The organism is Streptomyces rhizoryzae (genome assembly GCF_023155275.1).
Taxonomy (GTDB): domain Bacteria; phylum Actinomycetota; class Actinomycetes; order Streptomycetales; family Streptomycetaceae; genus Streptomyces; species Streptomyces rhizoryzae.
Genome location: NZ_JALMUV010000022.1, coordinates 19,396 through 33,029 on the forward strand (window position 1 = coordinate 19,396; position 13,634 = coordinate 33,029).

Sequence of the window (13,634 nt, forward strand, 5' to 3'; positions counted from 1 at the left end):
TCAGTGCTCCTTGACCAGCTCGGCGTAGGCGCCCCCGGCGGCGACCAGGTCCGCGTGCCGGCCGCGTTCGACGACCGTGCCGTGGTCCAGGACCACGATCTCGTCGCTGTCGCGGACGGTGCTCAGCCGGTGGGCGATGATGACGCAGGCGCAGCCGCGGCGGCGCAGGTTGTCCATGATGGCGGCCTCGGTCTCGGCGTCCAGGGCGCTGGTGACCTCGTCCAGGACGAGGATGCTGGGGCGCCGGACGAGGGCCCGGGCGATCTCCAGGCGCTGCCGCTGGCCGCCGGAGAAGTTGCGGCCGTCCTGCTCGACGCGGCTGTGGATGCCGTCGGGGCGGCGGGCGATGACGTCGTCGTAGAGGGCGGCGTCCTGGAGGGCGGCGATCACCGCGTCGTCCGGTATGGAGGGGTCCCACAGGGCGACGTTGTCCCGGACGGTGCCCTCGAAGAGGAAGATGTCCTGGTCGACGAAGGAGACCGAGGCGGCGAGCACGCTGCGCGGGATGTCGGCGAGCGGCCGGCCGTCGATCCGGATGGTGCCTTCCCAGGGCGTGTAGAGGCCGGAGAGGAGGCGGGAGACGGTGGACTTGCCGCTGCCGGAGCCGCCGACCAGGGCCACTTGGCGGCCGGGGCCGACGGCCAGGGAGAAGCCGGTGAGCAGGGGCTTGTCGAGCGGGCTGTAGCCGAACGTGACGTGGTCGAGGGTGACGTGGCCCTTGAGGCGGCGGGTGCCGGCGTCCGCGTCCGGGCGGGAGTAGTGGGTGTCGGCGGGGAAGCTCTCGACGTCCTTGAGGCGGGCGACGTCGGCGGCGAAGTCCTGGATCCGGCCGGCGACGCCGTTGAGCCGGGTGATCGGGGCGGTGAAGCGGGTGACCAGGGCCTGGAAGGCGACCAGCAGGCCGATGGAGAGGTGGCCCTCGACGGCGCGCAGCCCGCCGATCCAGAGGATCAGGGCGCTGTTGAGGGTGGCGAGGGTGGGCGCGACGACGGCGAGCCAGGCGGTGGGGATGCCCAGGCGCTGCTGCTCCTCCAGGGTGGTGGCGTGCTGGCCGGCCCAGCGGCGGAAGTAGCCGTTCTCGCCGCCGGTGGCCTTCATGGTCTCGATGAGCGTCAGGCCGGTGTAGGAGGTGTTGGTGAGGCGGGCGGTGTCGGCGCGCAGTTTCTGGGTGTGGGTGGCGCGCAGCCGGACGACGATGCGCATGGCGACGACGTTGAGCAGGGCGATCAGCACGCCGATGACGGTGAGTTGGGGGTCGTAGGTCCACAGCAGCACCGCGTAGAGGACGACGACGACGCCGTCGACGGCGGCCGCGGCCAGGTCGCGGGCGAGGGTTTCGGCGACCGCGTCGTTGGACTGGAGGCGCTGGACGAGGTCGGCGGGTGAGCGCTGGGCGAAGAAGGTGACCGGCAGGCGCAGCAGGTGGCGCAGGAAGCGGGCGCTGCTGAGGGTCGAGGAGATGATCCGGCCGCGCAGCAGGTTGGCCTGCTGGAGGCCGGTGAGGACGGCGGTGAGGGCGACCATCGCGGTCATCGCGGCGAACAGCGGCCCCAGCAGCGAGGTCTGGTTGCCGATCAGGAACATGTCGATGTAGGTGCGGCTGAGCGCGGGCAGCGCGGCGCCGACGCCGACCAGCAGCAGGCTGGCGAGCAGCGCGGCCAGCAGGGTGCCGGTGGTGCCGCGGAGCCGGGCGGGCAGGGCGGCCAGGACGCTGGGCCGGCGTCCGCCCCGGCTGAAGGCTTCGGTGGGTTCGAAGACCAGGACGACGCCGGTGAAGCTGGTGTCGAAGTCCTCCATGGGCACGAACCGGCGGCCCTTGTCGGGGTCGTTGAGGTGGACGCCGCGGCGGCCGAGGCGGCGGCCCATGCCGTCGTAGACGACGTAGTGGTTGAACTCCCAGAAGAGGATGGCCGGGGCCTGGACCTCGGCGAGCGCGGCCGGTTCCATCTGCATGCCCTTGGCCGCCAGGCCGTAACTGCGGGCGGCCTTGAGGAGGTTGCTGGCGCGGGAGCCGTCGCGGGAGACGCCGCAGGCGATCCGGAGTTCCTCCAGCGGGACGTGCCGCCCGTGGTGGGCGAGGACCATCGCCAGGGAGGCGGCGCCGCACTCGACCGCTTCCATCTGGAGGACGGTGGGGGTCCGGACGGCCTTCTTCGCCTTGGGGGCGGGGACCGGCGTCCTCCGTCGGCGGGCGGGCGGTGCGCCGTCGGGGCGGTGGCGGCCGCGGCCGGCGGGCGGGAGGTGCTGCGGGGGCGCGGCGGAGGTGTCGGGGGCGGTCACGAGAGCAGCCAATCGATCGGGTGCTGCGCGGCCAGGCGGACGGTGGCGGTGGCCTGGGTCATGGAGTCCAGGGCGAACGGCGGGCCGTTGGAGGTGGACCAGGCGTAGCCGGAGGCGGTGGGCGCGGGGTCGAGCCGGACCAGTACGGCGACGGGCCGGCCGGCCCGGGAGAACTGCTCGCCGAGTTGGGCGCTGCCGAGGAACGCGGAGATCCGCTGCCGGGACTGGGCGGCGCGGCCGATGGCCGCGACGTGGCCGCGCAGCACGCCGAACCGCTGGGTGGGGGCGGAGGCGACGGTGAGGTCGACGGCGGCGCCGGGCGGGATGGTGGCGGCGCTGTCGGCGGGGACGTAGAGGGTGGCGGTCAGCGGGTCGCGGCGGCCGGTGGTCCGCTCGACGGAGGCGAGGTCGGTGCCGGTGGTGACGACCGAGCCGATGGTGGCGTCCAGTGCGGTGAGCCGGCCGTCGGCGAGCGCGCGCACGACGGTGGTGGTGCCCTGGGCGGTGCGTATCCTCACCAGGGGCGCGTTGGCGGCGACCTGCTTGCCCTCGTCGGCGAGGACCGCGGTCACCTGGCCGGCGACCGGGCTCTGGAGGACGTAGCTGCCGTGGCCGTGGGTGAGGATGCCGGGGGCGGTGAGGGTCGAGGTGACCGTGCCGGTGACCGCCCAGACGGTCGCGGCGACCATGACGAGGACGGTGACGGCGAGCACCAGCCAGCCCTGGGGGCGGGCGAAGCGCACCGGGAGGTCGAGTTCCTCGGGCGATTGCAGCTTGGATAGGGCCTGTTGGCGGAACTGCACGGGGACTCGTCCTCAACTGCACGGGCTGGTACGGGGACACGGCGGAACGCCGCCGGCGCGGGTGTCCGGCGGTGGGTCCCGACGAGGGTACCGGCGGCGGACAGCCGGGTGCCCCGGGGTCCGGTGAAGGAACCGGACACTCCGGGGCACTCGGTGCGGCAGGCCGGCAGGGAGGGGGCGCCGGCTGCCGCTGCGACCGCTCGGTACCGGCGGTGCCGCGCGGCGGCACCGGACCGGTCCGGGTCAGAGACCGGCGGTGAGGTTGCCCGCGACGCCCTGGACGTTCAGGCCGGTGGTCTGCTGGACCAGGCCGGTGGCGGTGTTGAGGACGCCCGAGACCGGGGCGACGGAGTCAACGGTGGTGGTGACGGTGCTGAGCACGCCGCCCACGAGGCCACCGGACACGTTGTCCAGGTCGGCGTCGGAGATTTCCTGGGTCTGCACCTGGGCGTTGTTCATGATGGTTCCTTTCGGATCAATATCAAGAAAAAGCTGCGGTGGGCCGTCCGGTGGGTGACCCGGCCGCGGCCACGGTAGTCGGGCCCCCGATATCGGCAACCCCGGCGACTCCCGCGGTGCGATGGATCAAAGCATGCGGGCGGGTTGCCCTGCTAATCGGATCGGCGTCGATCCGGACGCCGCCGCGCCCCGGAATTACCGGACGTGTACATGCGTCCATCACATGGTCGAAGGTTCTTCACACCTCCCCCGGTTTCCTTTTCGTCGGACCGTCGTTACGGCACCAGCGGAATGGGACATTCCGGCACCAAGTCGCTGCTCAGCGGGGTGCGACCGGAGTGCCAAACCCCACCCCGCGAGGCGGCTGCGCATGCGGTGTGCAGATTTCCTGAAGGCCGCGGGGCTTTCGGTTGCGGGCGGTCGGCCGGCGGACCGGGAAGTCCGGTTCGCGTTTCCGCTGCACAGCCGCGATGTTGCGGACGTTTTAACCGCACATGATTTCCCATGGCGTCCCGTGCGGTAATGACCGGAATTCTCACCACCCGCCCACCGCTATTCCACTGGAAACGGATTCACCGGGCAGAGAACGGACATATTCGCATAACTGCGGTAAGGGCGGTGGCCGGGGCGGCCGGGGTGGCAGCCGGCCGCCGTCCGGTGCACGGTGGTCAGGTGGATCCCGTGGCGGCGCTGGACCGGATCGCGTTCCTGCTGGAGCGGCAGGGGGCGGTGACGTACCGGGTGCAGGCGTTCCGCACGGCCGCGGCGGTGCTCGCCGGACTGCCGGCCGACGAACTGCGCGAGCGGGCCGGGAACGGCACGCTGGGCCGCCTCAAGGGGCTGGGCCCGAAAACCGTCCGGGTCGCCGAGGAGGCGCTGGCCGGGGACCGCCCCGCCTATCTGGCGCGGCTGGAGGAGGAGGCCGCCGCCCCGCTGGTCGGGGACGGGCGCGGCCAGGCCCTGCGGCGGGCGGTGCGCGGCGACTGCCATACGCACTCGGACTGGTCGGACGGCGGCAGCCCGGTGGAGGCGATGGCGCTGGCCGCCCGCGACCTCGGCCACGCCTGGTGCGCGCTGACCGACCACTCCCCCCGGCTCACCATCGCCCGCGGGCTGACCGCCGAGCGGCTGCGCCGGCAGCTGGAGCTGGTCGCGGAGGTCAACGCCCGGCTGGCGCCGTTCCGGCTGCTGACCGGCATCGAGTGCGACATCCTCGACGACGGCGCGCTCGACCAGGAACCGGAGCTGCTGGACGAGCTGGACGTGGTGGTCGCCTCGGTGCACTCCGCACTGCGGATGGACAAGGGGCCGATGACCCGGCGGATGGTGGCCGCGGCGAGCAATCCGCTGGTGGACGTGCTCGGCCACTGCACCGGGCGGCTGGTCGCCGGGCGGGGCCGCCCGGAGTCGGCGTTCGACGCCGCCGAGGTGTTCGCGGCCTGCGCCGAGCACCGCACCGCGGTCGAGATCAACTCCCGGCCGGACCGCCTCGACCCGCCGCGCCGGCTGCTCGGCCAGGCACTGGCGGCCGGCACCCTCTTCGCGATCGACAGCGACGCACACGCGCCCGGCCAGCTGGACTGGCTGGACTACGGCTGCGCCCGGGCGGAGGAGTGCGGCGTCCCGGCGGAGCGGATCATCACCACCTGGACGGCGCGCCAGCTGGCGACCTGGACGCGGACCGGGCGCACCCCCCGCCCGGCCGGCCGCGCAACCGTCACCGGCTGACGGGCCGCCGGCCGGGCGGGCGGCTCACCCCTGGGCGGCCGCCGCCGTACGCAGTGCGGCCAGCACCGGGCGGAACAGCGGGTGGTCCTCCGACCCGCGCCGGACCGCCGCGAAGACCCGGCGGGTGGGCGCCGCCCCGTCCACCGGCCGGACCACCACCCCGCCCAGATCCATCCCGCGCAGCGCCGAGCGCGGCACCAGCGCCACCCCCGCGCCCGCCGAGGCCAGCGCCACCACCGCCCGGAAGTCGTCCGAGGAGTGCGTCAGCCGGGGCCGGAACCCGGCGTGCTCGCAGGCCAGCACCACCACGTCGTGGCAGGGGTTGCCGGAGTAGGGACCGATCCAGTCGTCCTTGGCGAGCCCGGCCAGCGGCACCGCCGCCGCCCCGGCCAGCGGGTGGCGCGGCGGCAGCACCGCGTCGAACGGCTCGGCGTAGAGCGGGACGCGGGTCAGCCTGGGGTCGTCCGCGTCCGGTGCGCCGCGGTACTCGACCGCGACCGCCACGTCGACCTGCCGGTCCAGGACCATCGGCAGGCTCGCGTCGCCCTCGGCGTCCTGGACCCGGACGCGGATCCCGGGCGCGGAGCGGGCGAGTTCGGCCAGGGCCGGGGCGAGCACCAGCCCGATGCCGGTCGCGAAGGCGGCGACGGTCACCGTGCCCGCCTCGCCCTGGTCATAGGCGGCCAGCTCCGCCTCGGCGCGCTCCAGCTGGGCCAGCACCGCGTGGGTGTGGCCGAGCAGGATGTCGCCGGCCGGCGTCAGCCGGACCCCGCGGGCGCCGCGCTCGACGAGCCGGTGGCCGGTCTCCTGCTCCAGCGCGGCGAGCTGCTGGGAGACGGCCGAGGGCGTGAGGTAGAGGGCGGCGGCCGCGGCGGTCACCGTGCGGTGGTCGGCCAGCGCACGGAGGATGTGCAGCCGGCGTGCTTCGATCATGGTTCCAGTTTCGCAGGGTCCGCCCGCTTCCTCCCCGGGGGTGCCCGGTCAGCCGGCCAGCGCGGCCCGGGCCGCCACGAAGGCGTCCACCGCACGGTGCACGTCCTCGGTGGAGTGCGCGGCGGACAGCTGGACGCGGATCCGCGCCTGCCCCTGGGGCACGACCGGGTACGAGAAGCCGATGACGTACACCCCGCGCTCCAGCAGCAGTTCGGCCATCCGGCCCGCCTCGGCGGCGTCGCCGATCATCACCGGTGCGATGGGGTGCTCGCCGGGCAGGATCGCGAAGCCCTCCTCCGTCATCCGGGAGCGGAACAGCGCGGTGTTGGCGTGCAGCCGCTCGCGCAGCTCGCCGGCGGACTCCAGCAGGTCCAGGACTTTCAGCGAGGCGGCGGCGATCACCGGGGCGAGGGAGTTGGAGAAGAGGTAGGGGCGGGAGCGCTGGCGGAGCAGCGCGACGATCTCGGCGCGGGCCGCGACATAGCCGCCGGAGGCGCCGCCGAGTGCCTTGCCGAGCGTGCCGGTGAGGATGTCCACGCGGTCCATCACCCCGCACAGCTCCGGGGTGCCCCGGCCGCCGGGGCCGACGAAGCCGACCGCGTGCGAGTCGTCGACCATGACCAGCGCGCCGTAGCGGTCGGCCAGGTCGCAGATCTCGCGGAGCGGCGCGAGGTAGCCGTCCATGGAGAACACCCCGTCGGTGACGATCAGGGTGCGCCGGGCGCCGGCGGCCTCCTTCAACTGGCGCTCCAGGTCGGCCAGGTCGCGGTTGGCGTAGCGGAACCGGCGGGCCTTGCTCAGCCGGATGCCGTCGATGATGGAGGCGTGGTTGAGGGCGTCGGAGATGACCGCGTCCTCCGGGCCGAGCAGGGTCTCGAAGACACCGCCGTTGGCGTCGAAGCAGGAGGAGTAGAGGATGGTGTCCTCCTGGCCGAGGAATCCGGAGATCCGGCGCTCCAGTTCCTTGTGGACCTCCTGGGTGCCGCAGATGAAGCGGACCGAGGCCAGGCCGTAGCCCCAGCGGTCCAGCGCCTCGTGGGCGGCGGCGACGACCTCGGGGTGGTCGGCCAGGCCCAGGTAGTTGTTGGCGCAGAAGTTGAGGACCTCGCCGGGGCGGCCTCCGGCGGTGACCGCGACGGTCGCGGACTGCGGGGTGCCGATGACCCGCTCGGGCTTGTGCAGTCCGGCCTCGCGGATGCCGTCGAGGGTGGCGCGCAGGTCGTCGCGTACGGCGTCGAGCATCAGGGGTGTCTCCTAGGGGCGGGGCGGTGGGGTGGCGGGGGTCAGGCGGTCCAGTCGAGGATGACCTTGCCGCCCTGGCCGGCGGCCGCGTCGGCGAAGGCTGCGTCGAACTCCCGGTACGGGTAGCGGCCGGTGATCACGGGCGCGAGGTCGAGGCCGCCTTCCAGCAGGACGGACATCGCGTACCAGGTCTCGAACATCTCCCGGCCGTAGATGCCCTTGATCGTGATCATGGAGGTGACGATCCGGGACCAGTCGACCGGGAACTCCTCGGCGGGCAGGCCCAGGACGGCGATCCGGCCGCCGTGCGTCATGTTGCCGATCATGTCGCGCAGCGCCTCGGGGCGGCCGGACATCTCCAGGCCGATGTCGAAGCCCTCGCGCAGGCCCAGTTCGCGCTGGCCGGCCTCGATGGAGGTGCGGGCGACGTTGAGGGCGAGGCTGACGCCGACCTTGCGGGCGAGCTCCAGGCGCTGCTCGCTGACGTCGGTGATCATCACGTTGCGGGCGCCGGCGTGCCGGGCGACCGCCGCCGCCATGATCCCGATCGGCCCGGCGCCGGTGATCAGCACGTCCTCGCCGACCAGCGGGAAGGACAGCGCGGTGTGCACCGCGTTGCCGAACGGGTCGAAGACCGCGGCGATGTCGAGGTCGACCGGGACCCGGTGCACCCAGACGTTGCCGGCCGGCAGCGCGACGTACTCGGCGAACGCGCCGTCCCGGCCGACGCCCAGGCCGACCGTGGCCCGGCACAGGTGGCGGCGGCCGGCCAGGCAGTTGCGGCAGCTGCCGCAGACCAGGTGGCCCTCGCCGCTGACCAGGTCGCCGGCGCTGATGCCGACCACGTCCCGGCCGGTCTCGACGACCTCGCCGACGAATTCGTGACCGACCGTCAGCGGCGCGCTGACCGCCTGCTGCGCCCAGCCGTCCCAGGCGCGGATGTGCAGATCGGTGCCGCAGATCCCGGTGCGCAGCACCTTGATCAGCACATCGCCGGGGCCGGTCACCGGCTCCGGCACGTCCGTCAGCCAGAGTCCCGGCTCCGCCTTCTGCTTGACCAGTGCCTTCACCGCAACGGCTCCCGTGGTGCGTCGAGTGCTGTGACGTACCGGCGGCCGGATGCGGCCCGCCGGTCTCCGGCCAGCAATCTTCCGTACGGCGGGCCCGCGGTCCATCGAGGTTTTCTTAACCGCGCCCTCAGCTCCCCTTTACGCCCCGGGACGCGCGGGCGCGCGGGGCCGGGCGCCGGACGGGAAAGCGGCAGCGGCAGCGGCTCCGGCGGCAGTGCCGCCGGCTGCCGCTGGGCAGGAGGCCGCCGGGTACCGCTGGTCAGGACACCGTTCCGTGCCGACGCATCGGCAGCACCGGCCGTCGGTGCGCGGCCGGGGCCCGGTCCGTTCCGCTCAGGACGGCGGGCCCGGCGCGGTGACGGTGAACAGCCCGCCGTCCGGATCCCGCACCAGGGCCTGGCTACCCTTGCCGTCCTGGGTCGCGGTGACCGGCGTGACGGTCCCCCCGGCGTCCACCGCGGCCTCGGTCACCGCGGCGATGTCCCGCACCCGGAAGTGCACGTGCCACTGCGGCCGCACCCGCGGATCCGGCGCGGCCTCCACCCCGCCGCCGCGCAGCGCCGCCACCACGTGCGTCCCGTCGTGCACGATCACCTGGTCGTGCTCGTACGTCACCTCGCAGCCACCGGGCCGTTCCGACGCCCAGTCGAAGATCCCGGCGTAGAAGATGGCCGCGGCGAACGCGTCCCGGGTGCGCAGTTCCAGGATCGCCGGGGCGCTGCCGGCCCCCACCGACCAGGACGCGGTCCGCCCCTCCCAGAAGCCGAAGGTGGCGCCGTCCGGGTCCGCGGCCAGCGCGGCCCGTCCGGGGCCCAGTTTCAGCGGGCCGACCGCGACGGTGGCGCCGCGCTCCCGGATCCGGGCGGCGGTGTCGTCGGCGTCCGCCACCGCGAAGTACGCCATCCAGGCCACCGGCACCTGGAAGCTGGGTGCCAGCGCGCCGATCCCGGCGACCGGTTCGCCGTCCATCAGCGCGACCGAGAACTCCTCGCCCAGGCTGGCCTGCCGGAACCGCCAGCCCAGCACGGCCCCGTAGAACTTCTGCGCGGACGGCAGGTCGCGGGCCATCAGGCTCACCCAGCAGGGCGCGCCGAGCGCGGGAGCGGGGCGTGGGGACGGCATGGGCATCTGCCTCCTGTTGCTCGGACCGGTCGGGCGGGTGAGCGTGGATCGGCCCGCGCGGGTCGGCGTGGACGCGGCCGGGTCCTCGGCGCCCCCTCCACTGTGCCAGCGACCGCGCGCGCCCGCACGCGCCGCCGGTCCCCCGCTCGGGGCAGGGCCGGTTGTGCCGCCGGTGACCGGGTTCGATGCTGGAGGTACCGATCCGGGCTGGGCTGGGCTGATGCCATGAACGCATGGAACGCGGCGAAGAGCGCCGACTTCCGTGGTCCCCTCGACGTCACCAGGGCGGCCACCGCGGTGCTGGACGCCCGGGGCCTGGTGATCGGCTGGAGCGCGGCGGCCCGGCGGCTGCTGGGGTACGCCGCGGGGGACATCGTCGGGCGGCCGGTCGGCACGTTCCTGCCCGGCGCGGACGGCGAGCGTTCCGCGGACGGCGGGCCGCCGGCGGGCGACCCGGCCACCATCGAGACCCGGACGGCCCGGCACGCGGACGGGCGCACGTTCCCGGTGGCGATCACGATGTGCCCGCTCGCCGACGCGCTGCCCGGCACCGGGGCGGCCCCGGCCCGGGTGCTGGTCGCCACGGCCCTGGGCGAGCTGCGGCACTGGGAGTCCCGGCAGGCGATGCTGCACGGGCTGGCCACCCAGTCGCCGGTCGGCCTGGCCATCTACGACAACCAGTTGCGGCTGAGCTGGTTCAACGCCTCGTACGGGCGGGAGATCGGGCTGCCGCTGCCGGAGCTGATCGGCAAGCGGGCGGACGAGCTGTATCCGGGCACGTTCGTGACGGAGGGCTACCCCCGGTCCCTGGACGCGGTGCTGGGCCACGTGCTGGCGACCGGCGAGCCCTTCGTCGACCTGCACTTCCTGGGCGAACAGCCCACCGACCCCGGTACCGAGCACATCTGGTCCTGCTCGTACTACCGGCTCCAGGACCCGGACGGGCGGGTGCTGGGGGTGTGCGAGGACTCCTTCGACATCACCGACCGCTACCGGACGCAGCGCCGGCTGAACCTCCTGGTGGAGGCCGGCCGGCGGGTCGGCACCACGCTCGACCTCGTCGCCACCGCCCGGGAGGTGACCGAGGTCGCGGTGCCGGACTTCGCGGACACGGTGACCGTCGACCTGCTGCGGCCGGTGCTGGAGGGCGGCGACCCCGGCCCCGGGGAGGGCGCGGTGCCGGAGCTGGTGCGGGTCGCCACCCGGACCGCCGACGGGGCACCGGACCGGCCGCCGCACCCGCCGTACCCGGTGGCGTACCGGCCGGGCACGCTCCAGTACCGGAGCCTGTCGTCGGGCGGGATGATCCGGGCGGAGCGGGCGATGGTGGTGCCGCTGCGGGCCGGCGGTACGCCGCTGGGGCTGGTCACCTTCGAGCGCGGGAACGATCCGGCGGCCTTCGACAGCGGGGAGATCGACCTGGCCGACGAGCTGGTGCTGCGGACCGCGGTGTCGATGGACAACGCCCGCCGGTTCGCCCGGGAGCACGCCGCGGCCCTCACCCTCCAGCGCAATCTGCTGCCCCAGCACCTTCCGCCGCAGTCGGCGCTGGACATGGCCTACCGCTACCTGCCCAGCGACGACCGGGCCGGGGTGGGCGGCGACTGGTTCGACGTGATCGGGCTGTCCTCGACGCGGGTCGGGCTGGTGGTCGGCGATGTCGTCGGGCACGGCCTCCAGGCGGCGGCCACCATGGGCCGGCTGCGGACCACCGTACGGGCCCTGGCCCGGCTGGACCTGGCCCCCGACGAACTGCTGAGCCGGCTCGACGACCTGGTGGGGCAGACCCCGGAGGAGCGGGCGGCGGGCTCCGCCGCCGAGGCCGCGCCGGACGACGTCGCGGCCGGGGTGACCTGCCTGTACGCGGTCTACGACCCGGTCTCGCGGCGTTGCACGATGGCCCGGGCCGGGCATCCGCCGCCCGCGATCGTGGACCCGTGGGGCGGGGTGACGTTCCCGGACCTGCCGGCCGGTCCGCCGCTGGGGCTGGGCGGGCTGCCGTTCGAGTCGTGGGAGACCGTGCTGCCGGCCGGCAGTCTGCTGGCCCTGTTCACCGACGGGCTGCTCCGCGACCGGGACCGCGATGTGGACACCGGCCTGGCCGTCCTGGCCGGGGTGCTGCGGGAGAACCGCCGGCCGCTGGAGGAGCTGTGCGACCGGGCGATGACGGAGCTGCTGCCGCACGGGGCGGCGCCCGACGACGCCGCGCTGCTGCTGGTGCGGACCCGGGAGCTGGACACCCGGCAGATCGCCGCCTGGGAGCTGCCGGCCGAACCGGCCGCGGTGGCCACCGCCCGGGAGCTGGCCACCGGGCAGCTGGCCGCATGGGGCCTGGCCGAGCTGGCGTACGCCGCCGAGCTGGTGGTCAGCGAACTGGTCACCAACGCCGTCCGGCACGCCTCGGGGCCGGTGCACCTGCGGCTGCTGCGGGACCTGGCGCTGGTGACGGAGGTGTCGGACACCGGGCACACCTCGCCGCACCTGCGGCACAGCGCCTCGGACGACGAGGGCGGGCGCGGGCTGTTCATCGTCGCGCAGCTGGTGGAGCGCTGGGGGACGCGCTACACGCCGTCCGGGAAGACGATCTGGACGGAGCAGGAGTTCCCGCCCGACTACCCGGGGGCGCCGCGGCCGGTGGGCTGAGCGGGCGGCGCGGTGTACGCCGTGCGGGTCGCCGGGGCCGGTCCCATGATGGAACCAGCGAGGACCCGGCACTCGGCGGGCGCGGACAGAGGAGGTCCTGTGACGACCAATGGCGCAAAGACCCCGGCCGAGCGGCGGCCGGCGGAGCTGTACACGGGCAGCGAACGGCCCTTCGATCCGGAAGACCTGGTCAAGGCGTCCGGGCGGGAACCCACGCCGGAGAGCCTGGCGTGGGCCAAGCGCCTGATCGAGGAGAAGGGGCGCGCCGCGATCGAGCGGTACCTGCCGTAGCGGGGGCACGCCGGCGCACGCCGGTGCGGTCCGGGTGCGTGGGCGCCCGGACCGCACCGCGCCGTCGCGGCGCCCGCCCCGCACGGCGCCGCCCCGCACGGCGCCCACTAGCCTCTCCGTACATGACAATCGAACGGTTCGATCCGCCCCGGCGCGCCGGGGAGCGCGAGACCCTGCGGGCCTACCTCGACTTCCACCGGGCCACCCTGGCGCTGAAGGCGGAGGGCCTCACCGACGAGCAGCTGCGGCGGCGCTCGATGCCGCCGTCCACGCTGTCGCTGCTCGGCCTGGTCCGGCACCTGGCCGAGGTGGAGCGGGCGTGGTTCCGCCGCACGGTGGCCGGCGAGGACCTGCCGCTGGTCTGGTCCGACGCGGGCGACTTCCAGGCCGCGTTCGACAACGGCGCGGGGACCGGCGCCTCGGCCTTCGCCACCTGGCAGGCGGAGGTGGCGCACGCCCGCCGCATCGAGCGGGCGGCCGCTTCCCTGGACGACACCGTCGACGCACCGCGCTGGGGCGAGCGGGTCTCGCTCCGGGTGGTGATGCTGCACGTGATCCTGGAGTACGCGCGGCACAACGGCCACGCCGACCTGCTCCGCGAGGGGATCGACGGCGCCGTCGGTCCGTGAGTCCCTTCCCGGGCCCGCGCGGGCCCGGGAAGGGGGCGCCTCACTGGTACAGCACGATCGAGTTGACCGGTGTGAGGTCGGTCCACCAGCCGTTCTGCGGGGCCATGTCGTGGTGGCAGGTGCCGGTGCCGTTGTAGCCCGAGCACAGCTTGGCGTGCGCGCCGCCGTATTGGTTGTTGAGCACCCAGTGGAAGCCGTACTGCCCGCTGAGGTTGTGGGCGCCGTAGCTCCAGAAGGTCAGGCTCGGTGTGGCGGCCGGGTTCTGGCCCTCCGGGTAGACGCAGACCGCGCCGTCCGGGCACCCGGCCCAGGGACTGGCGGGTGCGGCGGTGGCGGTGCCGACCGTGAGCACGGCGGCCGCGGCGGTGCCGGCCACCAGCGCGGCGGCCCGGCGGAGCTTCGTTCGCATGAGGTCCCCTCCCCTGATTCGCCGG

12 protein-coding genes are annotated in these 13,634 nt (G+C 74.5%); 4 read left to right on the forward strand and 8 right to left on the reverse strand.

Going from position 1 to position 13,634, the window contains the following annotated elements; genetic code table 11:
• From MUU72_RS18695 to MUU72_RS18705, 3 genes are all read right to left on the reverse strand, one after another.
• Complete coding sequence (locus MUU72_RS18695; protein WP_248014452.1) at nt 1-2,280, reverse strand: NHLP family bacteriocin export ABC transporter peptidase/permease/ATPase subunit; 2,280 nt, start codon at nt 2,278-2,280, stop codon at nt 1-3.
• Nucleotides 2,277-3,083: an HlyD family efflux transporter periplasmic adaptor subunit gene (locus MUU72_RS18700; RefSeq protein ID WP_248014453.1), complete on the reverse strand. Its 807-nt coding sequence runs from the start codon at nt 3,081-3,083 to the stop codon at nt 2,277-2,279. The genes MUU72_RS18695 and MUU72_RS18700 overlap by 4 nt, the downstream gene beginning before the upstream one ends.
• A gap of 243 nt (nt 3,084-3,326) precedes the next feature.
• Nucleotides 3,327-3,542: a type A2 lanthipeptide gene (locus tag MUU72_RS18705; RefSeq protein ID WP_248014454.1), complete on the reverse strand. Its 216-nt coding sequence runs from the start codon at nt 3,540-3,542 to the stop codon at nt 3,327-3,329.
• A 672-nt stretch (nt 3,543-4,214) separates the two neighbouring features.
• On the opposite strand from MUU72_RS18705, the gene MUU72_RS18710 reads away from it, so the two are divergent.
• Entirely contained in the window at nt 4,215-5,270 is a 1,056-nt protein-coding gene (locus MUU72_RS18710) for a PHP domain-containing protein (RefSeq protein ID WP_248014455.1), read from the forward strand.
• 24 nt (nt 5,271-5,294) lie between these two features.
• Here MUU72_RS18710 and MUU72_RS18715 read toward each other — a convergent pair whose 3' ends face one another.
• The 4 genes from MUU72_RS18715 to MUU72_RS18730 form a co-directional block, all read right to left on the reverse strand.
• Nucleotides 5,295-6,203, reverse strand: coding sequence for a LysR family transcriptional regulator (locus MUU72_RS18715; protein WP_248014456.1), 909 nt, complete (start codon nt 6,201-6,203; stop codon nt 5,295-5,297).
• A gap of 48 nt (nt 6,204-6,251) precedes the next feature.
• The gene (locus tag MUU72_RS18720) at nt 6,252-7,445 is read right to left on the reverse strand and encodes a glycine C-acetyltransferase (RefSeq protein ID WP_248014457.1); all 1,194 of its coding nucleotides are present in this window, start codon (nt 7,443-7,445) and stop codon (nt 6,252-6,254) included.
• Nucleotides 7,446-7,486: 41 nt separating this feature from the next.
• Nucleotides 7,487-8,515, reverse strand: a complete 1,029-nt coding sequence (gene tdh, locus MUU72_RS18725) for an L-threonine 3-dehydrogenase (RefSeq protein ID WP_248014458.1) — start codon at nt 8,513-8,515, stop codon at nt 7,487-7,489.
• A gap of 333 nt (nt 8,516-8,848) precedes the next feature.
• Nucleotides 8,849-9,643, reverse strand: coding sequence for a VOC family protein (locus MUU72_RS18730; protein ID WP_248014459.1), 795 nt, complete (start codon nt 9,641-9,643; stop codon nt 8,849-8,851).
• Between the two features lie 219 nt (nt 9,644-9,862).
• Between MUU72_RS18730 and MUU72_RS18735 the strand changes: the two genes are divergently transcribed.
• The 3 genes from MUU72_RS18735 (at nt 9,863) to MUU72_RS18745 (ending at nt 13,200) form a co-directional block, all read left to right on the forward strand.
• Nucleotides 9,863-12,280: a SpoIIE family protein phosphatase gene (locus MUU72_RS18735; protein ID WP_248014460.1), complete on the forward strand. Its 2,418-nt coding sequence runs from the start codon at nt 9,863-9,865 to the stop codon at nt 12,278-12,280.
• Nucleotides 12,281-12,379: 99 nt separating this feature from the next.
• A complete protein-coding gene (locus MUU72_RS18740; protein ID WP_248014461.1) occupies nt 12,380-12,571 on the forward strand; it encodes a hypothetical protein in 192 nt (63 codons plus the stop codon).
• 122 nt (nt 12,572-12,693) lie between these two features.
• Complete coding sequence (locus MUU72_RS18745; RefSeq protein ID WP_248014462.1) at nt 12,694-13,200, forward strand: DinB family protein; 507 nt, start codon at nt 12,694-12,696, stop codon at nt 13,198-13,200.
• 40 nt (nt 13,201-13,240) lie between these two features.
• Here the strand turns inward: MUU72_RS18745 and MUU72_RS18750 are convergent, their stop codons facing one another.
• Nucleotides 13,241-13,609 (reverse strand): hypothetical protein, encoded by a 369-nt coding sequence (locus MUU72_RS18750; protein ID WP_248014463.1) that lies wholly within the window; start codon nt 13,607-13,609, stop codon nt 13,241-13,243.
• Between the last annotated feature and the right edge of the window lie 25 nt (nt 13,610-13,634).